The sequence below is a fragment of the Candidatus Schekmanbacteria bacterium RIFCSPLOWO2_02_FULL_38_14 genome (assembly GCA_001790855.1).
Taxonomy (GTDB): domain Bacteria; phylum Schekmanbacteria; class GWA2-38-11; order GWA2-38-11; family GWA2-38-11; genus 2-02-FULL-38-14-A.
The window spans coordinates 1-24903 of the sequence record MGDH01000001.1 but is presented as its reverse complement, the minus strand read 5'-3'; the positions used below and the strand labels follow the sequence as shown (position 1 = coordinate 24903).

Annotated in this window: 24 protein-coding genes and 1 tRNA gene; 18 read left to right on the top strand and 7 right to left on the bottom strand. The window is 37.1% G+C overall.

All coding sequences use genetic code 11. The features are described 5' to 3' along the window. Positions 1-175 precede the first annotated feature (175 nt). The 6 genes from A3H37_11710 to A3H37_11685 all read right to left on the bottom strand — a co-directional run bounded on the left by A3H37_11710 (position 176) and on the right by A3H37_11685 (position 6961). Entirely contained in the window at positions 176-1966 is a 1791-nt protein-coding gene (locus A3H37_11710) for a tRNA (adenosine(37)-N6)-threonylcarbamoyltransferase complex ATPase subunit type 1 TsaE (protein OGL51707.1), read from the bottom strand. Between the two features lie 49 nt (positions 1967-2015). After that, positions 2016-3266 (bottom strand): competence/damage-inducible protein A, encoded by a 1251-nt coding sequence (locus tag A3H37_11705; protein OGL51706.1) that lies wholly within the window; start codon positions 3264-3266, stop codon positions 2016-2018. A gap of 176 nt (positions 3267-3442) precedes the next feature. Then, on the bottom strand, positions 3443-4477 hold the full coding sequence (locus A3H37_11700) for a hypothetical protein (GenBank protein ID OGL51705.1): 1035 nt from the start codon (positions 4475-4477) through the stop codon (positions 3443-3445). Continuing rightward, positions 4474-5235, bottom strand: coding sequence for a hypothetical protein (locus A3H37_11695; protein ID OGL51704.1), 762 nt, complete (start codon positions 5233-5235; stop codon positions 4474-4476). The genes A3H37_11700 and A3H37_11695 overlap by 4 nt, the downstream gene beginning before the upstream one ends. 6 nt (positions 5236-5241) lie before the next feature. Then, positions 5242-6021: an ABC transporter permease gene (locus A3H37_11690; protein ID OGL51703.1), complete on the bottom strand. Its 780-nt coding sequence runs from the start codon at positions 6019-6021 to the stop codon at positions 5242-5244. After that, entirely contained in the window at positions 5999-6961 is a 963-nt protein-coding gene (locus A3H37_11685; GenBank protein ID OGL51702.1) for a hypothetical protein, read from the bottom strand. Before A3H37_11685 ends, A3H37_11690 begins: the two co-directional genes overlap by 23 nt. 225 nt (positions 6962-7186) lie before the next feature. Here A3H37_11685 and A3H37_11680 point away from each other — a divergent pair, with 225 nt between their 5' ends. Then, positions 7187-9550 (top strand): hypothetical protein, encoded by a 2364-nt coding sequence (locus A3H37_11680; protein OGL51701.1) that lies wholly within the window; start codon positions 7187-7189, stop codon positions 9548-9550. 196 nt (positions 9551-9746) lie between these two features. Here A3H37_11680 and A3H37_11675 read toward each other — a convergent pair whose 3' ends face one another. Continuing rightward, positions 9747-10559 carry a 3-hydroxybutyryl-CoA dehydrogenase gene (locus tag A3H37_11675; protein ID OGL51779.1) on the bottom strand — a complete coding sequence of 271 codons (813 nt, stop codon included), beginning with the start codon at positions 10557-10559 and terminating at the stop codon, positions 9747-9749. 605 nt (positions 10560-11164) lie between these two features. Between A3H37_11675 and A3H37_11670 the strand changes: the two genes are divergently transcribed. From A3H37_11670 to A3H37_11590, 17 genes are all read left to right on the top strand, one after another. Beyond that, positions 11165-12241 (top strand): hypothetical protein, encoded by a 1077-nt coding sequence (locus A3H37_11670; GenBank protein OGL51700.1) that lies wholly within the window; start codon positions 11165-11167, stop codon positions 12239-12241. Between the two features lie 129 nt (positions 12242-12370). Beyond that, entirely contained in the window at positions 12371-13441 is a 1071-nt protein-coding gene (locus tag A3H37_11665) for a hypothetical protein (protein ID OGL51699.1), read from the top strand. A 13-nt stretch (positions 13442-13454) separates the two neighbouring features. Beyond that, entirely contained in the window at positions 13455-14540 is a 1086-nt protein-coding gene (locus A3H37_11660) for a hypothetical protein (GenBank protein ID OGL51698.1), read from the top strand. A 189-nt stretch (positions 14541-14729) separates the two neighbouring features. Further along, a complete protein-coding gene (locus A3H37_11655) occupies positions 14730-15557 on the top strand; it encodes a hypothetical protein (GenBank protein OGL51697.1) in 828 nt (275 codons plus the stop codon). Between the two features lie 98 nt (positions 15558-15655). Continuing rightward, positions 15656-16534, top strand: a complete 879-nt coding sequence (locus tag A3H37_11650) for a 4-(cytidine 5'-diphospho)-2-C-methyl-D-erythritol kinase (GenBank protein OGL51778.1) — start codon at positions 15656-15658, stop codon at positions 16532-16534. A 182-nt stretch (positions 16535-16716) separates the two neighbouring features. Beyond that, complete coding sequence (locus A3H37_11645; protein OGL51696.1) at positions 16717-17004, top strand: septation protein SpoVG; 288 nt, start codon at positions 16717-16719, stop codon at positions 17002-17004. Between the two features lie 181 nt (positions 17005-17185). Next, positions 17186-17259: transfer RNA gene (locus A3H37_11640), tRNA-Gln, on the top strand. Between the two features lie 33 nt (positions 17260-17292). Next, the gene (locus A3H37_11635) at positions 17293-18231 is read left to right on the top strand and encodes a phosphoribosylpyrophosphate synthetase (GenBank protein ID OGL51695.1); all 939 of its coding nucleotides are present in this window, start codon (positions 17293-17295) and stop codon (positions 18229-18231) included. 5 nt (positions 18232-18236) lie between these two features. Beyond that, positions 18237-18953, top strand: coding sequence for a hypothetical protein (locus A3H37_11630; protein ID OGL51694.1), 717 nt, complete (start codon positions 18237-18239; stop codon positions 18951-18953). Next, on the top strand, positions 18953-19528 hold the full coding sequence (locus tag A3H37_11625; GenBank protein OGL51693.1) for an aminoacyl-tRNA hydrolase: 576 nt from the start codon (positions 18953-18955) through the stop codon (positions 19526-19528). The genes A3H37_11630 and A3H37_11625 overlap by 1 nt, the downstream gene beginning before the upstream one ends. An 80-nt stretch (positions 19529-19608) precedes the next feature. After that, entirely contained in the window at positions 19609-19953 is a 345-nt protein-coding gene (locus A3H37_11620) for a 30S ribosomal protein S6 (protein ID OGL51692.1), read from the top strand. After that, the gene (locus A3H37_11615) at positions 19950-20354 is read left to right on the top strand and encodes a hypothetical protein (GenBank protein OGL51691.1); all 405 of its coding nucleotides are present in this window, start codon (positions 19950-19952) and stop codon (positions 20352-20354) included. The genes A3H37_11620 and A3H37_11615 overlap by 4 nt, the downstream gene beginning before the upstream one ends. Positions 20355-20413: 59 nt before the next feature. Beyond that, positions 20414-20659 (top strand): 30S ribosomal protein S18, encoded by a 246-nt coding sequence (locus A3H37_11610; protein OGL51690.1) that lies wholly within the window; start codon positions 20414-20416, stop codon positions 20657-20659. Positions 20660-20884: 225 nt separating this feature from the next. After that, a complete protein-coding gene (locus A3H37_11605; protein OGL51689.1) occupies positions 20885-21337 on the top strand; it encodes a 50S ribosomal protein L9 in 453 nt (150 codons plus the stop codon). A gap of 201 nt (positions 21338-21538) precedes the next feature. Beyond that, on the top strand, positions 21539-22873 hold the full coding sequence (locus tag A3H37_11600) for a replicative DNA helicase (protein ID OGL51777.1): 1335 nt from the start codon (positions 21539-21541) through the stop codon (positions 22871-22873). Between the two features lie 168 nt (positions 22874-23041). Beyond that, on the top strand, positions 23042-24160 hold the full coding sequence (locus tag A3H37_11595) for an alanine racemase (GenBank protein ID OGL51688.1): 1119 nt from the start codon (positions 23042-23044) through the stop codon (positions 24158-24160). A 235-nt stretch (positions 24161-24395) separates the two neighbouring features. Continuing rightward, a complete protein-coding gene (locus A3H37_11590; GenBank protein OGL51687.1) occupies positions 24396-24848 on the top strand; it encodes a hypothetical protein in 453 nt (150 codons plus the stop codon). Positions 24849-24903 lie beyond the last annotated feature (55 nt).

Below are 24903 nucleotides of genomic sequence, written 5' to 3'. Positions count from 1 at the left end.
TTTTTGAACTTTGGATTTTGACAGGCTGTTGAAAAACTCAGGTTACTGTCATTACGAGCGAAGCGAAGTAATCTCGGTTATATTAATATCAATTAGTTAGAGATTGTTTCGTCGCTAAAATCGCTCCTCGCAATGACACTCAATGTCTTTTTCAACAGGCTGTTGAAATTTGAAATTAACTTTTATACCTCTCAGCCAATTTTTTTGCTAACTCTATTTCTTCATTCCTGCATTTTATAAGTCCGTCAAGTCTTGCATTGTATACGTCATTAAGAATTTTTTTATATTCAGGACCCGGTTTTATTCCGAGCTTTTTTAAATCATCGCCGTTGATTTCTCTTCTAACTTCCATCAGCCTTGTCAGATAGTCTGATATGTACTGTTTGGATTTTTTGTTCTTTGCAGATGCCATCAGGAAAAGAAGCCCTTCAATATCCAAGCCCTGCAAAATACCTGCTATTTCACTTGGCTTTAATTTTCTTTTATCTTTAAACTTTTTAAGGATATTCTCATATCTCTCTTTCACATCCTTAATCCTGCTGCGAAACTTGTGTGGCACAGCAAGCCTGTCTGAAAATTCTTTTAAATCCCTTTCTTCAAGCATAATAACCAGCCCCATTAAATAAACAAGCCACTCATGGCATTCCCTCTTAATACCTGACGACCTGTACCAGTTAATGACCTCATCTATTCTTTTAATCAAACCTTCCCTTGTTTTGGTAAAATCAAGTTGTTGCTGAAAAAACTGCAAAAGCCCGAATTCCCTCATTCTCCATATAGACCTGTAGCAATGTTTTTCCTTAAGAATTAAAATAAGTTCAGCAAAAAGCCTTTTTCCTGAAAGCCTGTGGAACATTTCTTTTCCCACTGCTTCCCTAATCAGCTTCTCCGTTTCTTTGCATATACAGAATGTTAATCTCTGCTCAAATCTTATTGCCCTGAAAACCCTTGTTGGGTCATCCACGAAACTTAATTTGTGGAGTATTCTGATTTTCTTTTCCCTGATGTCCCTCTGTCCTCCAAAATAATCAACAAGCACATTGGACCCGTTCCCTCCAAGCTTTATTGCCAGAGCATTAATGGTAAAATCCCGCCTGAAAAGATCATCCCTTATCAAACTGTGTGTAACAACAGGAAGAGCAGCAGGAGATTTGTAGTATTCACTTCTTGCAGTTGCAAAATCAATTCTGTCCCCGTCAGAAAAAAGAACAACCGATGTCCCGAATCTTCTGTGGACTTTGCACTTGCCGTCAAGCCTCCTTGAAAATTCTCTTGCAAGGCTTATCCCGTCGCCTTCCACAACAATATCCAGATCAAAATTATCCTCATCCAGTATCAAATCCCGCACAAAACCCCCAACCACATAGGCATTTACTCCAAGTTCATCAGCGATTCTCCCTATCTGGTTAAAATAGTCTGATATTTTTCCCGGAAGCCTTTTTTCCATCATATGGGTAACATTGGTCTTTGAAGACTTCATATCCTTAAGTCTTTTCTCACAGTCTTTGCCTTTTGCATTTATCTTTATCTCTCTTCTGCTTTCATCCAATGCTTTTATTGTAACCTGAAAATACTCCTCTGGCAGAAACTCAGGGAATTTATCAGCCCATTCAATTACCTTTATTGCATTTTTATCATCAAAATACTCAAATATACCTATTACCTCCATCTCCTCAGCACGGTTTACCTTGTAAAAATCTATATGGTAAATTGAAATCTTTCTGGTAAACTTCTCTTCCATTGAAGGACAGGTATATTCGTTGATAATCGTAAAGCTTGGACTCACGATTTTTTGTGATTCAACAATACCAAGCCCTGAAGCTATCCCTTTTGTAAGGTAGGTCTTGCCGGCTCCAAGCTCTCCAACAAGGGCAACCAAATCACCCGGAACCAGCATAGCTCCAATATCCCTGCCAAGTGACATGGTATCGTTTACAGAATTAGATGTTAGAATGATTGAATTCATTTTATTCTCAATCGCCTGTGTAATCTGAACTTAATCTATGCAATCATTATTATTCATCTAAATATCCAAGCAAATATTTTCTGAGCATCTCAATCGCCATATAAGCTGTAAAGGATTTGTTCCTGAGCCTTTCCACGCCAAAACGGTATTCCCTGTGACAAATTTTATCCTCAGCAGATAAGGCAATATGTACAAGCCCAACCGGTTTCTCCTGAGTCCCTCCTGATGGACCTGCAATACCTGTAACTCCGATTCCTATATCAGTCCCTGAAATTTTTCTTATTCCTTCTGCCATTGCCTGTGCCACCTCTCTTGACACAGCACCATATCTTTTTATCATATCCTCAGGAACCTTTAAAACTTCACTTTTTGCCCTATTGCTGTATGTTACAGCCCCAATCATAAAATATTCAGAACTCCCCGGAATATCTGTTATCCTGTCAGAAATAAGCCCTCCTGTACAGGACTCTGCAACTGCAAGGGTTAGTCCTTTTTTACGAAGCATCCTTCCGACAACACCCTCAAGTGTATCATCATCTACACCAAAAATAAGTTTATCAATTCTTTCCCTTACCTGCTTTTCCATTTTAGAAATCAGGGAGTCTGCTTTCTCCGTATCCTTTCCCTTTGCAGTTATCCTCACAGTAATCCCTTTTTCTCCTGCAAGATATGCAAGTGTTGGGTTTGATGAACCCATGAAAATATCCTTTAATATCTCGCTGAGCTTTGACTCTGAAATTCCAGCAACCTTCAGGACCTTTGATTTTATTATTGCAGGGTTTTTAAGTTTTGAGCATATATATGGAATTACCTCCTTATCAACCATTGGCTTTAATTCTCTTGGAGGACCCGGCAGGGATATAATTGCCCTGCCATTGAATTCCAGCACAAATCCCGGAGCAGTACCCCTTGGATTTGAAAGGACTTTTGAACCTCTCGGAAACATAGCCTGTATTTCATTGTTTTTTGGCATCTCAACATTGCGGCTTGAAAATATTTCTCTGATACGCTCAAGAACTTCCTTGTCAAACTCAAGAGGGGAAAAAGTAATGTTGGAGATTGCCTCCTTTGTACAGTCATCTTCTGTTGGTCCCAACCCCCCTGAAGTAATAACAAAATCAGCCCGTGAAAGAGCCTGCTTCAAAACATCTTCTATGCGCCTTATGTTGTCGCCAACAACTGTCTTGTGAAAGAGGTCAACTCCGATTGCAGCAAGCCTTTCAGCAAGAAATGTAGAGTTAGTATCAACTATCTGCCCCAGCAAAAGCTCAGTTCCGATGCAAACAATTTCAGCTATCATGAGTCTATATCAATCCTTGTCAATTAAGCTTTCAGCTATCAGCAAATCCCCCTGTATCCCCCTTTGCTAAAGGGGGATTGATTCACTCGCAATGACTAAAAGAGTTTCCCTCGAACCCTTAAAATTCCCCCCCCTTTTTTTTGCAAGGTGGAGTAAGTGGGGATTAGACCAAGACTTCAGTAAAATATTCCTCCCCTTGTGAGATAATATATAAAATTCCCTGAAATAGTTAAATCTTTTTTCTTCCATGTTTTAGGAAGTTCAGGAAAGGGAGAAGCATCGTTGAGAGCCCTGACAGCAGCGTTATCTAAAAACTTGTAGCCTGAAGAGCTTATTACTTCAACATCCCCAAGCTCTCCGTTCTCCTTAATCGTGAATTTTATAACCAGACGTCCATCAATACCCCTCTCTCTTGCCTCCCTTGGATATACCCAGACATTTTCTATTAAGTCCTTGATATGTTTAAAATATGAAATATATTTCAGGTTATTTGTGTTTAAATCCAGTACCTTTCCGGCACCTCCAACCTTATCAAATCCTCCTTCTCCGTCTTCATCCTCTCCCCCAAGCCCGTCTTTATTATAAGACCCTACATATTTTGCCAAAAGGTCTTTGTCAATTTTCCTGGCAGAAAATCCTGTTTTCTTGCCGTCTCCAGACTCCCCGATGGATGCTACACTGCCACCACCAGTTTTTTCTTCAGATTTTCCAAGGTTCCTCGCCTCTTTATCAATCTCCCGATTTTCAGTTTTCTTCTTTGCTATTTTGAGTCCATCATTGCTCTGGCTCAATTTTTCTTCAAACTTTTGACTTTTAGATTTTGAAGTTTTATTTCTCTCACTCTTACTCTGAACTCTACTACGCAGGCTAAAACCTGCGGCTACATCTGATTCATGGCTTCTGGCTCCTGACCCCTGACTCATTGCCTCCTTTTCTGCAATTTCAACTCCCTTTTTCAGTCCCTCTTTTACAGCCTCAATTTCCTTATCTTCTGCAAGTTTTGCCGCACCTCTGCTTTTATCCTGCGCAGTAAGTACAGAAGCTCCCTTCTGTCCTAGTACCTGAGATTTTGGCTCATGGTATAAAAGCACATCAAATTTTTGTTTCAATGGCTTTTCAACAGATGGCTTGATTATAAAAAAAGCCAGCAGCAGAAAAACCAGATGGAAAAGAAAGGAAGCGATATAATAGGAAATATTTGACCTGTTCAAATTATATCTCTCCTTTGCAATTCCCTTCCTATTTCCCGTTTAATATCCATAAATTCCTGCTCAAACCTGTCTCTTGGGAATCCAATGCTTACATCATATATTTTTTCAACCCTTGAAGGTCTTTTTGAAAGTACAACAATTCTTTCCCCTAAAAAGATTGCCTCTTCAAGGCTATGGGTTACAAAAATTATTGTCTGGCCTGTTTTCATCCAGAGATTCTGCAAAAAAACCTGCAGCTCATCTTTTGTGTTTTCATCAAGAAATATAAAAGGTTCATCCATCAGCATCACAGCAGGGTCTGTTATTACTGAACGTATAAAAGAAACCTTTCTTCGCATCCCTCCTGAAAGATTTTTTGGATAAAACTCCTCAAACCCTGAAAGCCCGAAAGTCTTTATCATCTCTCCTGATTTTTTTCTTCTATCCTCTCTGCCAACCCCTCTTACTTCAAGCCCGAATTCAATGTTTCTGGTTACTGTTCTCCACGGCAAAAGGTCCTCGCTCTGAGAAATCAGGACAATCTCTTTTTTTGGACTTGAGACCTTCTGTCCATCAAAACTTACCTCCCCCTCAGTGGGAAATTCAAGCCCGGAAATTATTTTTAGCAGGGTTGTTTTACCGCACCCTGTCGGACCCATGATGGAAACAAACTCCCCTGCCCTGACCTTAAAACTCACATTCTCTATGGCTAAAAGCGAAGCTCCGTTGTTAGTGGGTTGAAATATTTTTTTAATGTTTTTAACTTCAAAGATACTCATTAATACCTACATTCTCCACTTCAACACCCTCTCCTCAACAAGCCTGACCCCTGCATCAAGAAGGTATCCGACAATGCCTATTGTAACCATCCCTGCAACAACCAAATCAATTCTCTGAAGGTCCCTTGCTGTCATTATCATATAGCCGAGCCCGTATCCGCTTTTTACACCTGTCAGCTCTGCAGCAACCAGCGTCATCCATCCTATTCCCATTCCAATTCTGATTCCTGTTAAAACAGATGGCATTGAACCCGGAATTACCACCTTGAAAATAATATCTCTCCTGCTTGCCCCGAGGGAATAACACCCGTCAATCAAAGATTTCTCAATTGAATTAACACCCAATATCGTGTTTACAAGTATTGGGAAAAATGCCCCGAGAAAAATTAAAAAAGACTTGGACATTATTCCAATCCCAAACCAGAGCACAGAAAGCGGCAGCCATGCAAGCGGAGGAACTGGTCTCAGCAGTTCTAAAACAGGATTGAAATAAAAACTGACTCTTTTTGACCATCCCATGATTATACCGAGTAAAAACCCAGTCATTAAAGCGAGTATAAAACCAAGAAAAACTCTTACAAGACTTTCTTCAATGTGGGTTAAAAGACGATACCCCGGCGGCATTCCTGTTAAAATAAGTTCTCCTATCCCAGCGCAAACAGACAGAGGTGAAGGAAAACTCATTTTAGAAATTATCCCCAGAGAAGATAAAATCTGCAATGAAAGAATAATTAAAATCAGGACAGAAAACCTTTTAAACCCTTTATCTTTTGCAGAAACTTTCATCTATAAACTCACCAAGAAATTTCTCTGAATTCTCTTCTTTGATATAGCCCATTTTATTTAAAAAAGAAATGTAATCCTCTGCCCTTTTTTTATCAGGCAGCCAGACAAACTTTATTCTTTTCATTGCGGACTTTATAACATCTGTATTCATACCGGTATATTTTTCTGCTATCTTGGCTGCCTCATCAGGATGGCTGTTGATGTAATCAGTAGCTTTAATATGAGCCTTCACAATGCCTCCGATAGTTTTCTGGCTTTTCATAAAAAGTTTTTTGCTTACAACCAGAACACAGCAGGGATGGTTCTCCCATATCTGCCCGGTATTTATCAGAACCCTGCCTGTTCCTTCATTCTCAACCTTTGACGGATAAGGTTCCCATGAAATAAACCCGTCAATCTCTTTTTTCAACAGAACCGGTGCCATTTCAGGTGGTTTTATAACTACAATATTTACTCCGTCTAAAATCCTGTTTTCATCAAGGAGTTTGTGGATTAATAAATCCTGTACAGTTCCGTTTCCGGGAATAGCAATTATTTTCCCTTTCAGCCCAGAAACAGCAGTTACAGCAGAATCTCTGCCAACAACAACTGATGAACCCTCGCAATTAGCCTGAGCAACTATTTTAACATCAGCCACTCCATTGCTCTTTGCTACTGTTGCAGGAGCAAGTCCAACATAACCAATATCAAGGGCATCAGCGCCAAAAGCTGACATCTCCTCAGGTCCTGCCTTGAAAACCCCTGCCACTTCAACATCAACTCCGCTTTCCCTGAAAAACCCCTTCTCAATGGCAACAAAGGCAGCCAGATGGTGGAGGTCATTATCCAGATAGCCAAGCCTAACCTTGTCTTCATGCTTTTCTTTTGAAGAACAGAAGAATAAGAAAGTAAAAATGATTAACAATATAATCCTGCACAATCTGTTTTTTATAAGTTTCATTAGAAGTCCTTTTAGCGGGGTTTTCTTGTCCTGCCTATTTTATAATAAGTTCAAATTTCAAAATCCAAATGACAACCCCTAAAATATAATCTCAAAATCCCATTGTCAATAAGTCAAACATAAAGAGAAAGACATTTTCCAGCTCTATTGACAAAACCTCCTGATTGATATACCAATCAAGCCGGAAATAAAAACAGTCTATACAACTTTTTTATGCAAAATACTTTGAACAATATAACAATTCTTAAATCATCTCCATACGAGATAGATTTTGAACAGAACAACAGAGTATTGATTGTCGGGGAGTTTGGGCCTGACTGGGAAAAAGAGATTTCTCAATTAGCCACTGAATATGACCTCAACATAACCTATACGCATACTGCAAAGGAGGCGTTCTCGGATGTAAAAAAGCATGGAGAATTCTCTGTAATAGTTTTTCAAAATACCATCCCTGACATCTCTCCAAAGGATTTCTTCGTTGCCTTGAGAAAAGAATTTCCAAACACTTATCTTGTCATCCTCACTGAAATCGATTACGCGGATACAGCAAGGTCATATTTCAAGACTGACAGCAATGCTGCATGCATTATAAAGCCTATCATGACTGAAAACTTTTGCATGATGATAAAAAAGCTTGCAAATAAATTTAACCTGATAAAGAAAGAATCCCTGACCATAGCTGCGCTTAAAGAAAAAGAAGTAGATATGGAAATTCTCTCAACAATTACAAAGACAATTGTCTCAAGCCTTAACTTTGATAAAATAATTTCATCAGTTCTTGATGAGATTATCAATAAGCTCCCAATAAAACAATGTGCTTACATAGATATAAGCCAGGATGGTACCATGCGGATAAAGGATAGCAGGGGGATTTCAGGTGAGCTTCTTAAACGTTTCCCTCATTCTAATATAAAGGATTTCTCTCTTTCAGAGACTCTTTACTCGGAACGCAGGGAGATCTATGTTGAGGATGTCAAAGTCCATCCAAACAAGAGCTTTCAGAATATGTCAAAATTCGGGAAGATTAAATCAATTGCACTATTTCCTGTGGTTCTTGATGAAAAAGTTGTCGGAATTCTATCCGCTTATGCAGAAGAAGAAGAGGGAAATACCCAGATAACGCCGAGGGTCTTCAGCATTTTAAGAAAGTTATCAGAACTTCTGGCTATAAGTTTGAGAAATGCATCAAAATATAAAACCGTTGCGGACTTTAACAAGGAACTCCTGTCAGAATTAAAAAAGACAAGTGAGCTGGGAAATAAAATCTGCTCAACCCTTGATATAAACGAGCTTCTTCAACTCTCTGTTCATGGCATAGATGAACTAATACCCTGTGAAGCCCAGACACTGCTGATAATCAATGAAGAGACAGGAAGTCTTGATATTAACTATGGAATAGGCGGAGGAATCAATGAATATCTGAAATCATTTAATGCAAATCAGTTCTCTCTGGTAACCTTTGTTTTAAATCAGAACAAAGCCCTTGTACTCAATAAATTCAAAATCAATGAACAATTGCCTGAAAATCTTGAGTCACAGGAAATAATTAAAAAATCTGTTCCTCAGGTTGCAGATTTCCTCCTTATCCCTGTAGTGTCAAAAAGCAAAACCGTTGGGTTAATTATCAGTATGGACAGAAAGGACAAACAGCCCTTTGATGAAACTGACCTAGAACATGTTTCTATTGTTGCAAGCCAGATAGGCATAGCAGTTGAAAACGCAAAGCTGACAGAAGAAAAGAATAAAAGGCTTCTTTCAACATCAAATAAATTAGAGCAAACCCAAGCACAGCTTTTCCAGTCCGAAAAAATGGCTGCCCTCGGCCAGCTTGCAGGAGGAGTGGCGCACGAGATAAACAACCCCCTTGGCGGCGTTGTAACCAATCTGGAACATATCCTCAATCTCGACTCCTTCACTGAAAGCCATTATAAACATATAATGAAGATATGCGAATCAGAAATAAAAGATAAAGAAAGGCTTTCTGAGATTGATAAAATCCTCCAGAACATCATGAAAAACGAAGAAAAGAAAAACCGATGGCTTCAGACTGCATCAAAAGGAGGAATACGGTGCAAGAGCATAGTCCAAAACCTGCTTATTTTTTCAAGGCAGTCCAAAGCCTCTGATTTCGATTTTATTGATATAAATGAATGTATTGAAACCACAATTCACCTTGTTGATTACCAGTTCCAGATTATGAACCTAAAAATTGAACGAAGTTATGGAAATAATCTCAGTGAAGTCTACGGAAACAGAGGGGAACTGAGCCAGGTATTTTTAAACCTTCTTCTTAATTCCTCTCAGGCTACGAAAGGACAACAGGGAAGCATTTCAATAAAAACCTATATGGATGGCACAGATAAGAACTATGCCTTAGTGGAGATTAAAGACTGCGGATGCGGGATTCCTGAAGATATAAAAGACAGAATATTTGAACCTTTTTTTACAACTAAAAAAATCGGTGAAGGAACAGGCCTCGGCCTTTCAATTGTGCACCAGATTGTTGAGAAACATGCCGGAATGGTAAGTTTTGAGAGCAGTCTCGGAGAAGGAACAGCTTTTTATATCAAACTGCCGTGTAAGAAATAGTTGGTAAAATATTTTAAACTCTAAATCCTAAACCCCGTTAGAAATTAAAATTTCTAAGCGGGGCAAACAAATTCAAATGACCAAAATCCTGAATCCAAAAATCTGATTATGCAATTCATGAAAAATCCGGAATTTTAATACCGATGGTTATTGATGATCTTAGGGATGTGGTCTGAACACAAAACTCCGAACTTTATCAACCATAATCATAAAACCCCCTGCCTGATTTTCTTCCAAAACACCCTTTTTTTACCATCTCTTTCAATAATGCTGGCGGATTGAGCTCTTGAATACCTGTCTCTTTGTACATTGCCTCACCTATATCAAGACAGACATCAATTCCTATCAAATCAATCAACTCAAAAGGTCCCATTGGAAACCCTGCTTCAAGCTTTATTGAACCGTCTATCTCTTCTTTTGTAAATAAGCCGTCAGCATATTCCTGCACTGCAAGATAGAGATATGGGCATAAGATTCTGTTTGCAATGAAACCAGGAGAATCCTTGGACTTAACTGTCTCCTTCCCCAAAGCAATTCCAAAATCCACAGTTTTTCTGTATGTTTCCTCAGATGTCCTTTCTGTTTTTATTACTTCAACAAGTTTCATTAGAGGGACAGGGTTAAAGAAGTGAAGCCCGCATACCCTGTCAGGCCTTTTTGTAGCAGAAGAGATTTCAGTCACAGATAAGCAGGAAGTGTTTGTGGTAAGAATAGCTTCAGGTTTAACTATATTATCAATCCATGAGAAGATTTCCTTTTTTAAATCCATTTTTTCAAAAACAGCTTCAATCACTATATCACTTTCTCTAAGCACGCTTAAATCAATTGTTCCTTTTATTCTCTCCATTATCTCTTTTTTTCCGGATTCACTGATTTTTCCTTTATCAAGCTTGGCTGTCAGAATTTTTTCAATGAAACCTATTCCCTTATCCAAAAGGTCAGGACTTACTTCTCTGACAACTACTTCAAATCCACTCTCAGCAACAACCTGTACAATTCCTCTGCCCATTGATCCGAAACCAACAACTCCAACTCTTTTGACTCCAGCAAAAGATTTTTTAGGCTTGGAACTATCATCTTCTGAACTCTGAGATTTTTTTTTGATGCAGTTGTAAAAACCCTCTCCTGAATTTCTCCCAAGTTTTCCTTCCTTTCTCATTTTATTTAACAATTCAGGAGCACGAAACCTCTCATCGCCTGTTCTTTCAAAGAGTATTTTTAAATCATCCGCTACCCTGTCAAGCCCTGTTTCATCCATTATCTCAAAAGGTCCTTTTTTATGACCAAAACCAAATCTGCAGAGCTTGTCTATATCCTCAAATGTTCCTGTGCCATTTTCATACAATCCTATGCAATCAGCCCAGAAGGAATATATCAGTTTATTGACAATACTGCTTACAAACATATCTGCTTTCTCTCTTACAAGTTATAAGTAGTAAGTTATAAGTTTTTTTGCGAAACATTGCCTGATTTTACATAATCAATTTAGTAAATAATTTATATTATTTCCATATTGTGTCAATTTATAATCCGTATAATCGTTATAATAAATTGCTGTTGACTTTTTCTGTTTTAAATCTATTATAAAAATTAATTCTATATCTTAATATATCAATGCAATTTTCAGAATCTATTAAAAGAAATGATTTTCTGGTAACAACTCATTTAGAATCTTGTTGCCCGGATGACGCCTTTGATGCCATTAAAACCGCTAATTTCTTTAGTAGTTTTATAAATGGAATGCTTATAAGCGATGAACTGCAGTTCAATTCAAAAATAGGGTCAATCGCAATATGCCATCTTCTTAAAGACAGCGGTATTGACCCGATTGTTCATATTGCATGCAGCGGAAAAACAAAAAAGCTTCTTGAAGCCTTTCTTATGACATCGTGGATGCTTGGAATAAAAAACCTTTGCATAACATCAGAAAAAGTTTCCATAATAAAAAGTAAAAGCGAAACATCAGAAACAAAAGAAGTCAATGCACTACAACTGATTAACTTTATTCACCGCCTAAAAGAAGGAAAAGACTTTTCAAACAAAAATATAAGAGAAAAACCTTCCTTTACAGTCGGGACACTTCTTAATCTTGAAAACGGCAACTCAGAATCCTGCGGGGAAACCATAAAACAAAAAATAGAGGCAGGAATTGAATTTATAATCACAACTCCTATATACAGTATCAGACAGATTGAAAATTTAATCCAGTATACTGAAGGAAAAGGAGTAAAAATTATTGCTGGGGTAATGCCTGTTCTTTCTGTTGAGGCAGCAAGAAGGGTCAACCATTCCCAACATGAAAAACCGATAACATCTGAAATAATAGAAAGGCTTGGGAAAGCAAAAAATTCCATAATGGAAGGAATCCACATTGCATCTGAATTAGTCAAGGAAATAAAAAATAAAGTGAACGGAATCCATCTGGTTGCTTCAGAAAAAATCATACCAAAGGTTTTAAAAGAAAGTTCAATAAGCCAGATTCCGTCACTTTCTCTTATGAAAGAGGAAAATGATTTCCAGAAATTAAATCAAATATTTGAAGGCAAGCTTTCAATCAAAGAATTGGAAAAAGCCTACATTATAAGAGTTTTGAAGAATAACCGGGGAAACAGAAGTGCGGCGGCAGAAGTATTGGGTATCCACCGCAATACTTTAATGAGAAAATGTCAGGAATTTGAGATAAATATTTAATACCATAAAATTATATACAAGAACACAAAAAGAACTCTCAACTATTATAATTGATTGAAAAATAATCACCCTATGTGATATGGGTGACGATGTAAGGACAAAAACAAAAATGATTTAGGGGTTTTCTGAATGATTTCAAAAATAAAAAATCTTTTCCTGAAACCTTCTGAGTTTCAAAAGCATTCGAAGTACCAGATTCAGACTACAATGCTTTATGAAATCGGAAAGGCTATGAACAGCTCCATAAAAGACCTTCAGCATACCCTTGAACTGATAACTTCTTCAGTACCAAATATACTTGAAGTCGAAAGAAGTCTTCTGATGTTAATAGATGAAGAGAATAAATGCCTTACAATCCGTTCCGGAAGCGGTCTGGTAACAAATGAGTTTATAAAAAATTTCAAAATAAATATTGGAGAAGGAATTATAGGAAAGGTTGCAAAAGATGGAAAGCCAAAGCTTGTAAAAGACCAGAGTTTAGAACCAAAAAATGAACTTGGCGTATCATCTTTTATAGCAGCGCCATTAAAAATAGAAGAATTAGTCCTTGGAGTTATTACAGCGGATTCAAAAACTGACAGAAGCGATTTCACAGAAGATGACCTCAAGCTTCTTAATGTTCTCGCAGGTCTTGCGGCTATAGATGTCCAGAATGCCAGAATTCACGAAATGATGCGCAAGAAAAACGAAAGACTTACAGCACTGTTTGAAATAGGAATGGCAATGACATCAACTCTGGAACTTCAGAGGCTTCTGGACCTGATAATCGACAAAGCAATTTATCTTACTTCTGCAACAAGCGGGTCGCTGATTCTGATAGAAGAAGGAAGCGATGTTCTAATCATAAAATCAGCAAGAGGGCTCCAGCCTGATGCTCCTGAAAAAATCAAGCTGAAGCTTGGACAGGGAATAACCGGTATTGTAGCCAAAACCGGAAAGCCTATCAGAGAAGGAAATGTTTTGAAAAATCCATACTATGTTTCAGCCTTAAAGGAAGTAAACTCAGAGCTTGCTGTTCCAATGTTGCTGGAAGGAAAAATCATAGGAGTCATAAATGTTGACAGTGTTCGCCCCAATGCCTTTTCAGCACAGGATGAAGAACTACTCTCTACCCTTTCAAGCCACGCTACCATAGCAATCAAAAATGCAAAGCTTTTTGAAAAATTAACAGATTGCCAGAAGCAAAACCCATCAAACTGAGATCTTGTTCAATATGACTGAACCTAAAAGCAGGGAAGAGACCAAAAAAAAACATCTGTCCATAACCTCAAAATCTTTTGAATCGATTGATTCAAAAAAATTCCATTTTATAAACGAATTAACCCGTTCAGTCACAGCAAAATCAACTTTAAAAGAAACATTAAAAAACATAATGCACATTTTGGATTCAATGTTTAAACCTGAAGTTCAGATTATTCACTTGCTTGACAGCAGTACCCAGAAACTGGAATCTTACTTTTCAGATGACAGAAAAAAAACAGAGGCAAAGAAAAGCTTGCTGCCAATAGATGAGGAAGCTGTAAGGAATGCAATTGAAAGCGGGAAGGCAGTTGTAATGATGAAAAACAATACCAGGTTCATTGATAAATCAAAGGCTATTCACATGGAGGGAAAGATACCCATATCAACCCTTTTTGCCACATTATCCAGCAAAAGAGGACCTGTTGGAGTAATAGAGTTTATAAACAAAGCCGGTTCCGGGATTTTTACAGAAAAAGACTGTCTATTAATAGGTTCTGTAAAAGATATTATTGCAATTGTAATAGAGAATCACCTCCTCTATGAAAAAGCCCTTGAGTTGTCAATTATTGATTATGTTTCAGGGCGTTATAATATGAAGCATTTTAAAAAGCTCCTGACAATTGAAAGGGAAAGAGCCGACAGGACATTAAAGCCTTTTTCTCTTGTTTTTTTTGATTTAGATTTTTTTAGAAAAATAAATAATACCCATGGTCATCTTGTTGGAAGCAGCGTACTCAGCAGGATTGGAGCCCTTTTGAAAAAATATTTAAGAAAAACAGATATATCAGCCCGTTTCGGAGGAGATGAGTTTGTAATTATTCTGCCGCAGACAAATAAAGCAAAAGGAAAATATGTTGCGGAGAGATTGAGAAAGATAATTTCAAACACAGAATTTTATGGAAAAAATAATCTAATAATCAATATAACTGCAAGCTTTGGAATTGCCACATACCCAACCCATTCGACTGACCCTGAAGTGCTCATTGATTTGTCTGACAAAGCAATGTATATGGCTAAAAAAGATGGTCGGAATGGAGTAAAAATATATCCCGACTAGTTCTGCTCTCACAGCCAAACTTATATTTCATCCCCTGTAAATTGATTTATTCATCAATAACTTTTATAAAAAATATCTAATTGCACAGATTAATAATTTGTTAATATCTTGACAAAAGCAAAACTGGATTATAGCCTGAGGTTAGTTTTGATATGATTAAGTCATTATAATGCTTCAATACGGTTAGAAATGAAAACCCTTAAGTCATCAGTAATCATCTCTTTTTTTATTTTATTTCTTTCCTTTCTCAACCTGATTTCAATTTCAGGATGTTCCGCAAAAAAAGCATTAATAAGAGAGTCAAAAAATTTAGAAACACTTCAAGACACTTCTTTTATTGAAAAGTCTTTAGAAGAAAAAGCAAAATACTTCAAAAACCTCAAAGGGGTTGTCCGCATAAAGTTAAAAATAGGCAAAAAAGAAAATTCTTTTAATGCAGTTATTGCCTTGAAAAACCCTGACCTTTTAAGAATTGAAATCCTTAACCCCTTTGGTCAGGTAATAACATTCATTACAAGCGATGGACAAAACATCCATCAAACAGACCTGAAAAACTCTCGCATAATTCTTACTCCTGTTTCAATCTCTTCATCTGAAAAATTTCTCGGAATCCCCTTGATGCCACAGGAACTACTTAAAATAATTACAGGAACTATATCATTCAATAAAAGCAATCAAAGAACAATACAGCTTGATAAAGATAATAATCTATATGTTTTGACTGAAGGACCTGACTCTGATAATTTGACAAGAAAATATTGGATTGACAGCAAAAACTTTAATCTATTAAGAATTAAAGTCTCTGACAGTAATGGAAATATCGTTTATGAAGTAAATTATTCAGAATATCAAAATATTGACAACTGCCCTTTGCCTGAAAAAATAATCTGCGGCTTCTTTTTAAAAAACATTTCGATTGAAATAAATTTCAAAGATATATCACTGAATACTGAAATGCCTTTTGATCTTTTCAGCAATCAAAATCCTTCAGGATTCAAGATAATTTATCAGGAATGAATTCAAACAATCCGTTTATGACCAGCAAGGTTACAAAACATGAAAACAGTAAGGACAGGAATGTCAGTCCTGTCAACAGGCAAGGTTTTTTAACCTCGATGAAAAGGTTTTCTGAAAAAAAACCTGCAATCATAAAATCTCCTGCAAAAATCAACCTGATTCTCAATGTGGTTTCAAAAAGAAAAGATGGCTATCATAATCTTGAAACAATAATGGTTCCTGTCTCTCTGTGGGATGAAATGGAGATTTCCAGCACCAACAGGAAACAGATAAAAATCATCTGTGATAACAAAGAATTACCTGTAGACAATGGAAACATAATCAACAAGGCGGTCAAGCTTCTCTGGGACACAACAGGGTGGGAGGAAGGAGTGCTGGTAAAGCTTAAAAAAAATATACCTATATCTTCCGGCTTGGGAGGAGGAAGCAGCAACGGAGCATCAACTCTTATTGCATTAAATAAAATCTGGAAAACCGGGTTTTCCAGAACAGAATTAATGCGATTGGGCTTAAAACTCGGAGCAGATGTCCCTTTCTTCATTTACGGAAAACCAGCCCTTGCAAAGGGGATTGGAGAAAAAATCTATCCAATTAAAATTAAAAGGGATTTCTGGTTAATTTTGGTAAACCCCGGGTTTCCTGTCTCAACTGCCTGGGTTTACAAGAATTTAAATTTGGCATTGACAAAAAAAACTAAAAATAATAATGAATTACTTTCTTTGTTAAAAAAAGGTAAAAGCCCTGATTTATGGAGCAAATACCTCCTCAATGACCTGGAAAACGTGACCTTGCGGAAATTCCCGGTACTGACAGAGATTAAAAATGCTATTATGGAAAACGGGGCTTTGAATGTTCTGATGTCTGGAAGCGGGCCATCTGTTTTTGGCGTTTTTGCTTCAAGAAATAAAGCCTTGACAGCTTACAATGCTTTAAAGGACAGAGAATTTGGAAGCGTTTTTCTTGTAAAAAATCTTTAAATTTTTATTGACCTTTTGATTTAATGATTGCAGAAATTATAAAAAGGTTACAAAGGCTGATTTTAACAAAGAAACATGTGTAATCAAATAATAAAAAAATATATTGATAATTTAAATCCGTTTCAATATAAGGGTGTCGTTAAACTAAATTAATCTCAACTTTTTTTTAGGGAGTCTATTCTATGGAAGTTACTGAAGTACGTGTTTTCCCTGTTGAGGAAGAAAAGTTAAAGGCATATGTGACTATCGTCTTTGACGACTGCTTTGTCGTCAGGGACCTCAAAGTGATTAATGGGAAAAGTGGCCTTTTTGTAGCCATGCCAAGCCGTAAAAGAAAGGATGGTACATTTAAAGACCTTGCGCATCCGCTTGATAACGGAACCAGAAAAAAAATTGAGGATAAAATCCTTGCAGAATATAATAAAGAGGTTTTGAAAAAAGAGGTGCACAGCAGTACTACAGCAAGTTAATTGTTTTTTAAAAATAGCTATAAAGCCATTTAACCTGATTCAACCTGCCGGGTTGGCAGAAATAAATAGATAAACACTCCTCACCATTGGAGATTTTCTGAAATAAGTCGCAGTGAATCTCTTATTGAGTATTGTAAAAGTATAAGATGACTTTGCTTAAACAGGTTCCCAAATTGAATATTCGGGGGTCGTCTAATGGTAGGACAAGGGCCTTTGGAGCCCTTTATTGGGGTTCGAGTCCCTGCCCCCGAGCTAATTCAAATTTATTATAAGGGTAAGAATTTTAAAATGGAAAATGAATTAAAAATATTTACAGGAAATGCAAATAGAGCCTTAGCTCTGGAAATCAGCAAATACCTTGAAATACCTCTTGGAAATGCTGACATAACGCTTTTCAGCGACGGCGAGATTCAGGTGCAGATAAATGAAAATGTGAGAGGGAAGGATATATTTGTTCTTCAATCAGTTTCTAATCCCGTTAACCAGCACTTAATGGAGCTTCTCATAATGATTGATGCTTTTAAGAGAGCCTCAGCAGCCAGAATCACTGCTGTAATGCCCTATTACTGCTATGCAAGACAGGACCGCAAGGTTCAGCCACGTGTTCCGATTACCGCAAAACTTGTGGCTGACTTAGTCGAGGCTGCAGGTACCAACAGGCTCCTGACAATGGACCTTCATGCAGGACAAATACAAGGGTTTTTCAATATTCCGGTTGACCACCTTTATGCTGCACCGGTATTAATTGATTACCTTAATAACAAAAACTTTGATAACCTTGTTGTCATCTCTCCTGATGCAGGAGGAGTTGAAAGGGCAAGAGCAATAGCAAAAAGAATAGACGCTTCTCTTGCAATTATTGATAAAAGAAGAGACGTGCCAAACGTAGCAAAAGTAATGAATATCATAGGAGATATTAAGGGAAAAGATGTAATAGTTGTAGATGATATAATAGATACTGCCGGAACTCTGATTCAGGCAGTAGAGGCATTGAAAAAAAATGGGGCAAAAAGAGTTTTTGCAAGCTGCACTCATGCAGTATTGTCAGGGCCTGCCATAGAAAGGATTAATAATTCTTCCCTTGAGGAAGTAATTGTAACAAATACTATAGCGCTTGATAACAGTAAAAAAATAAAAAAGATAGTAGTTCTTTCAATAGCACAGCTCTTGTCAGAAGCAATAAAAAACATACACACAGAAAGCTCAGTAAGCTCCCTGTTTATCTAGGAGGAATGATAGGAATGGAAATTGCAAGTTTAAAAGTTAAAAAACGCGAACAGATTGGGAAAGCCACATCAAGAAGGTTCAGGACCACAGGTTTCATCCCCGGGATTTTTTATGGTAAAGGAGAAGATTCTGTCCCTCTTGTATTTAACAAGAAAGACCTTCAGGGCATACTCCAGAAAAACCCTTCCGAGCACCCGATAATCCAGCTGGAATTTGAAGGAGAAAATGACAAGCCTCATGTGCTTTTAAAAGATACGCAGCATGACCCTGTATCAGGAGAGGCACTCCATGTAGACTTTCAGCATATTGATATGACCAGAAAGATAAAAGTCAGGGTTGAGGTTGTTTTAACAGGAAAATCCAAAGGCGTGGCAGAAAATGGAGGAGTGATCAACTTCATAAGCAGAGAGATTGAGATTGAATGTCTTCCATTAGCTATGCCTGAAAGCCTTCAGGTTGATATTACAAGCCTGGACATAAATGACTCCATGCACATAAGAGATTTAAAAGCAGGTAAAGGAATAAGGATTCTCGGTGACCCTGATGCTCCGATTGTCTCTGTAACAGCGCCTCACGTAGAGACTGAAGTAAAAGCGGAAGTCCCAGTTGCTGAAGCTGAAGCTGCAGCTGCAGCTCCAAAAGAAGGAGAAACCGAAGCGAAAGCTGCTCCTGGCGAACAGAAAGTTCCCAAAGGCAAAGGCGAAACTAAAGCTTCCAGCTGATGAAATCTCTGAAATTAATAGTTGGACTAGGAAATCCCGGAACCAAGTATAAGAACACAAAGCATAACATTGGTTTTAAAATCGTTGAGAGTCTCGGCAAGGCTCACAGAATAAAAATAAACAGGGAATTAGCCTTATCGCAGGTGGGAACCGGGAATATTAAGTCTTCTGATATAGTTTTAGCCAAACCACAGACATATGTTAATAACAGTGGTAAAGCTGTAAAAAAACTTCTTGATGTTTTTTCTTTTTCTGTTGAAAACCTTGTAGTTGTACATGATGACATTGATTTGGAAAAAGGAGCCTTGAAAATAAAACAGCGTGGCGGTGACGGAGGGCATAACGGACTTAAATCAATAATCAGTGAACTTCAAAGCGATAATTTTCTGAGGATAAGATTAGGAATCGGAAGACCTGATACAAAAGAAGATATTGCAGATTATGTTCTTTCTGCATTTGGTGAAGAGGACAAAGAATGGCTCCAGTCTCTTGCAGACAGAGCAATAAAAGTAGTTGAAACTTTATTAACAAGCGGTATAACAGCCACATTGAATGAGTTTAACAGAAGAAGTTAAACTCCCTGCTCATAAAAACAGGGCATAATTGCTCTCTGTTCTTTATTATGGGCTGATAAATCCGAGGGGAGGTGATTGCTGTGAAACCATATGAGATTCTTTATATAGTTAGACCCGATATTGATGAAAACACAATAGAGGAAAAAATCCTTACAAAAGTTAATCAGGTTGTAGAAAAGCACAACGGAGAAATTCTGAAAACTGAAAAATGGGGATTGAGAAAACTTGCATATAACATAAAAAAACATGAGGATGGTTATTATATCCTTTATCAGATCAAAGGAAATCCTGCTCTGGTAACTGAACTTGAAAGGAATTTCAAGATTAATGAAAGTATTTTAAGATTTATGACCATTAGTCTCAAAGAAAAGGACTTGAAAAAAAATATAGCTGTAGTGGAACTCCCCAAGGAGGATGAGATATGAGATGCTTCAATAAGGTTATTCTTGTTGGAAACCTAACCAAAGATCCGGAACTCCGCTATACTTCCGGAGGGATCGCGGTTACTAATTTTAGCGTAGCTGTAAACAGGGCTTACACAACAAAAGAAGGCGAAAAAAGAGAAGAAGTGAGCTTTTTTGAGATAGCCGCATGGAGAAAATTGGCAGAAAATTGTGGAGAGTATTTAAAAAAAGGCTCTCCGGTTCTGGTAGAAGGCAGGCTTAAGGAAGACAGATGGGAAGATGAAGAAGGAAACCGCAGGTCAAAAATAAAGATTGAAGCTTATGATGTTGTATTCCTTCCAACAAAAGAGAGCAGAAATTCGGCAACAAAAGAAGAAGGCAACGATGTTTCTCTTGGGGAGGAGGAGGAAACACCATTTTAACCTTAAACTAATACCTTATAGCTTATAGCTCACAGCTTATAGCTCAATAGAGGAGAATAATGAAAAGACCTAAATTTCAAAAGAAAAAAAGAATTATTCTGCAGAAAAGATTTTGTGGATTCTGTTCCACAAATACTGATATAGATTATAAAGAGATAAAAAAGCTTAAAAGCTTTGTCACAGAAAGGGGTAAGATAATGCCAAGAAGGATTTCAGGCAATTGCGCTAAACACCAGAGATCCCTGACAACAGCAATTAAAAGAGCAAGGAATATGGCTCTTCTCCCGTTTACTGTGAATAAGTAATAAGGGGTTAATTAAAGATAAATTCTAAGCACTAAATCCTAAACAAGCACAAATGTTCAAAATAAAAAATTCAAAACATTTTTGAATATTTGAATTTAGAATTTTGGATTTGTTTAGAACTTAGAAATTAGGATTTAGTATTTAATTTAGATTTTCAATTCAACTAACAAAAAGTGATAATAAGTAGTCTTCGCATAAAGCGAAGAAACAAGGAGTGCAAACAACATGGAAGTATTACTAAAAAAAGAGGTAAAACATCTTGGAAAATCAGGGGATGTAGTAAAGGTAAAGGATGGATACTGGAGAAATTACCTCTCGCCACAAGGCTTGGCAGTTCCAGCCACTGATAAAAACTTAAAAATTCTTCAGCATGAAAAAATAATAGAAGAGAAAAAGAATGATAAAATTAAAGAAGCTGCCATGGAAATAGCAGAAAAGCTGAAGAAAATCTCTTGTACTATTGTAAGGCACGCAGGAGAAGAAGACAAACTTTTTGGTTCTGTAACTGCCATGGATATTTCTGAAAGCATCGAAAACGAAGGATTTAAGATAGATAAAAAAAATATTTTGCTAGATGAGCCAATAAAAAAACTTGGAATATACCATATTCCTGTTAAGGTTCATCAGGAAATAACAGTTGAAGTTAATATTTGGGTTGTTAAAGAAAAAGAAGAATAAAGGCTATCAACCCTTTTATTTAAGGAATAGGTTTTTTACAGGTTAATTCCAAATGTCAAAGCTCAAAGTTCAAATAAAATTAAAAATTCAAATTACAAATTTTAAAATTTTGGATTTTGATATTTGAACTTTAAAAATATCCTTGCTATAATAATTTGCGTAATTTAAGAAACACTCGCTACTATGGCTATCTTGGGCAATCTGACAGAAAGAATTCCTCCACAAAACTTAGAGGCTGAAAAGTCGGTATTAGGAGGAATACTGCTCGAAAACAGCTCAATAAACAGTGTACTTGAAATTCTCAAAGAAGAAGACTTTTACAAAAGATCCCACAAGATAATCTTCTCCACAATGGCTGAGCTGGATAACAAAGGAATACCCATAGACCTTGTATCTCTCAAAGAAGCCCTTAAAAATTTAAACAAACTGGATGAAGCAGGTGGAATCACTTATCTCTCATCACTCCTTGAAACAGTGCCAACTGCAAGCAATATCTCTTATTATTCAAAACTGGTAAAAGAAAAATCCCTGTTAAGAGAACTCCTCTCCTCAACAACCAGCATCGCCAATCTTTGTTATGAAGGTGGTTCAGATTCTACAGAACTTCTTACTCAGGCAGAGAAAAGTATTTATAATATATCCCAGAGGTCTGTATCCAAAGGACCGATTCCGTTGAAGGATATAATCCATAATAGCTTTGAAACAATAGACAATATTTATAAAAAGGGAGGTTTGGTATCAGAGATTGAAACAGGGTTTCTTGAGTTTGACAAGCTAACCCTTGGATTGCATCCGTCGGACCTAATCATTATAGCCGGAAGACCAAGCATGGGGAAAACTGCTTTCTGCCTTAACATTGCAGAACACATAGCAGTGGTAAAAAACCTGCCTGTTGTAATCTTTAGCCTTGAAATGTCTGATGAACAATTGTTTTTCAGGCTCCTGTGTTCCCAGGCAAGGATTGATTCTCATAAACTGAGAACCGGTTTTTTGGAAACTAAGTATTATTCAAAACTTACTCTTGCAGCCAGCAAGCTTTCTGAAGCGCCGCTTTATATTGACGATACTCCTGCAATCTCTATGCTTGAATTGAGGGCAAAGGCAAGAAAATTGAAAAACAATGTTGGCTTATCGCTTCTCATAGTTGATTATCTGCAACTTATGAGAGGAGACGGAAGAGTTGAGAACAGGCAGCAGGAAATTTCTGAAATCTCCCGCGCGCTGAAAGCCCTTTCAAAGGAATTAAAGATTCCGGTAATTGCCCTTTCACAGCTAAACAGGGCACCTGAGGGCAGGTCAGGCAACAGGCCAATCTTATCTGACTTAAGGGAATCAGGCGCAATTGAGCAGGACGCTGATTTGGTCGCATTTATATACAGGGACGAACTCTACAACAAGGACACTGAAGACCAGAATATAGCTGAAATCATAATCCGCAAGCAGAGAAATGGTCCTATCGGGACAGTGAAGCTTGCTTTCAGGAGCGAATGCACCAAATTTGAAAACCTGAGCTTCCAGGAAGAACCCTGGGAATAGATTGAAACAGAGATTAAAAATCAAATATTCAAGTCAAAAAGAAAAGCCTCCTCAATCCGACTTATCTTCAAATTTTGATTTGTCATTTTACATTCTTGCTTGATTTGATATCTGGATTTTGATATTTGAACTTGCAATTATTTCTCTTCAAATTATGGTAAGCATATAATGAGCATATTGAACCCAACTGTTGCAGAGATTAATCTTAATTATCTTGCATTCAATTTAGCACAAATAAAAAAACTTCTTTCCCCTTCTCAAAAACTTTTGTCTGTTGTAAAGGCTAATGCATATGGGCACGGTTATGCTGAAGTGGCAAAAAAAGCCCTTCAGGAAGGTGCCTCATTTCTCGGAGTTGTTTCTTTAAAAGAGGCTTCTATCCTGAGAAATGCAGGAATCAAAGGAAAAATACTTGTCCTTGGATCCCTTTTTGAAGAAGAAGTTTCTCAGGTAATTGAGCTTGAAGTAACCCCTGTTGTATTTTCTGTTCCTTTAATCAAAAAACTCAACCTTGAAGCTAAAAAAAAGAATAAACTCCTCCCGTTTCATATTGAAATTGAAACAGGTATGGGAAGGCTTGGAATAAGCCCTGATGAATTAGAAACATTTTTCTCTGAAATTAAAAAAAGTGAAAATCTAAAACTTGAAGGAGTCATGACCCACTTTGCCCAGTCAGAGGCTGAAGACCCATCCTATACAATGTATCAGATGGATATTTTCAGAAAAGCCGTTGAATTAATAAAAAAAGATTTTAATGAAATTGCTGTCCATGCATCCAATAGCGCTGCCCTTCTTGGATTTCCAGAGGCACGGTTTGACCTTGCCCGTATCGGAATCGCAATGTACGGTTACCATCCCCACAAAAGGCTTAAAAACAAAATCTCTTTAAAACCTGTAATGACTCTTAAAACAAAAGTTTTGCATCTGAAAACCCTAAGCGCTGGCAAGAGCATTAGCTATGGCAGAAAATTTTTTACAACCCGCGAGTCAAAAATAGCTACAATCTTTTCAGGCTATGGAGACGGGCTTAACAGGAAACTAACCAACCTTGGAGAAGTCCTCATAAAAGGTATGAGGGCGCCAATTGTCGGCACAGTATGCATGGACCAGTTCATGGCAGATGTAACCCATATTCCTGATGTAAAGGTTGGAGATGAGGTCATACTCATCGGAAACCAGGGAAATGAATTCATAGGCGCTGACGAAATCGCAGAAAAACTCGACACAATCCCCTACGAAGTCCTCTGCGGTGTCAGTGGACGAGTTGATAGAGTTTATATCACCTGAGTTCAGTAGGGGTGGACGTCTCTGCCCACCCAAAGTTTTCAAATAAGATTTTCAAATAAATGTAGAAACAGACCTTTAGGTCTGTTATTAACAGGTCCCTGCCTGACGGCAGACAGGTAAAGACCTGTTTCTACAGTTTTCAATACTCTGTTTAGACCAATTAAAAAAGACAGTAACACCATGCTTATCAATATCATTGTGAGAAGTGAAAGTGCTTGCATGAGATTTAATTTTTATGAAAATTAAAAAATTTAAAGAAGAAAATGCTAATGAAGTAAGTCAAATCATTAAAGAATGTTTTCTTAATTTAAATATTAGAGGGCATACAAAAAAAGGAATTGAATTACAAATATGGGGGAATAGTCCTGAAAATTTAATTAATCGATCAAAAACTGTAAAATATTTTGTTGCGATTGAAAATGAAAAAGTAATAGGAATTTGTGGATATGATAAAGAAAAAGTTCATACTTTATTTATAGATATCAAATATCAAAAATGTGGTATAGGTAAAAAATTATTAAATAAAATATTAGATGAAGCTAAAAAAGAAGGTATAAAAAGTATAAAAACTTGGTCTACAATATATGCTAAGCAATTTTATAACTCATTTGGATTTAAGAAAGTAAAAGAAATAGAATTAGGTAAAAAAGATATAATTTTGATAGAAATGATAAAATATTTTAAATAAAAAATGTGCGCGCTTTCAGCTAACACGACACAAGCATTAAAGGAAGGAAGTAGAC

Excerpts from the sequence above, each read along its gene's own strand:
- A3H37_11625 (OGL51693.1), top strand. The coding sequence starts at position 18,953 with ATGAAATCTCTGAAATTAATAGTTGGACTAGGAAATCCCGGAACCAAG.
- A3H37_11660 (OGL51698.1), top strand. The coding sequence starts at position 13,455 with ATGACTGAACCTAAAAGCAGGGAAGAGACCAAAAAAAAACATCTGTCC.
- A3H37_11665 (OGL51699.1), top strand. The coding sequence starts at position 12,371 with ATGATTTCAAAAATAAAAAATCTTTTCCTGAAACCTTCTGAGTTTCAA.
- A3H37_11675 (OGL51779.1), bottom strand. The coding sequence starts at position 10,559 with ATGGGCAGAGGAATTGTACAGGTTGTTGCTGAGAGTGGATTTGAAGTA.
- A3H37_11705 (OGL51706.1), bottom strand. The coding sequence starts at position 3,266 with ATGATAGCTGAAATTGTTTGCATCGGAACTGAGCTTTTGCTGGGGCAG.
- A3H37_11615 (OGL51691.1), top strand. The coding sequence starts at position 19,950 with ATGAGATGCTTCAATAAGGTTATTCTTGTTGGAAACCTAACCAAAGAT.
- A3H37_11670 (OGL51700.1), top strand. The coding sequence starts at position 11,165 with ATGCAATTTTCAGAATCTATTAAAAGAAATGATTTTCTGGTAACAACT.
- A3H37_11690 (OGL51703.1), bottom strand. The coding sequence starts at position 6,021 with ATGAAAGTTTCTGCAAAAGATAAAGGGTTTAAAAGGTTTTCTGTCCTG.
- A3H37_11635 (OGL51695.1), top strand. The coding sequence starts at position 17,293 with ATGGAAAATGAATTAAAAATATTTACAGGAAATGCAAATAGAGCCTTA.
- A3H37_11605 (OGL51689.1), top strand. The coding sequence starts at position 20,885 with ATGGAAGTATTACTAAAAAAAGAGGTAAAACATCTTGGAAAATCAGGG.
- A3H37_11655 (OGL51697.1), top strand. The coding sequence starts at position 14,730 with ATGAAAACCCTTAAGTCATCAGTAATCATCTCTTTTTTTATTTTATTT.
- A3H37_11595 (OGL51688.1), top strand. The coding sequence starts at position 23,042 with ATGAGCATATTGAACCCAACTGTTGCAGAGATTAATCTTAATTATCTT.
- A3H37_11610 (OGL51690.1), top strand. The coding sequence starts at position 20,414 with ATGAAAAGACCTAAATTTCAAAAGAAAAAAAGAATTATTCTGCAGAAA.
- A3H37_11685 (OGL51702.1), bottom strand. The coding sequence starts at position 6,961 with ATGAAACTTATAAAAAACAGATTGTGCAGGATTATATTGTTAATCATT.
- A3H37_11645 (OGL51696.1), top strand. The coding sequence starts at position 16,717 with ATGGAAGTTACTGAAGTACGTGTTTTCCCTGTTGAGGAAGAAAAGTTA.
- A3H37_11630 (OGL51694.1), top strand. The coding sequence starts at position 18,237 with ATGATAGGAATGGAAATTGCAAGTTTAAAAGTTAAAAAACGCGAACAG.
- A3H37_11695 (OGL51704.1), bottom strand. The coding sequence starts at position 5,235 with ATGAGTATCTTTGAAGTTAAAAACATTAAAAAAATATTTCAACCCACT.
- A3H37_11710 (OGL51707.1), bottom strand. The coding sequence starts at position 1,966 with ATGAATTCAATCATTCTAACATCTAATTCTGTAAACGATACCATGTCA.
- A3H37_11590 (OGL51687.1), top strand. The coding sequence starts at position 24,396 with ATGAAAATTAAAAAATTTAAAGAAGAAAATGCTAATGAAGTAAGTCAA.
- A3H37_11650 (OGL51778.1), top strand. The coding sequence starts at position 15,656 with ATGAAAAGGTTTTCTGAAAAAAAACCTGCAATCATAAAATCTCCTGCA.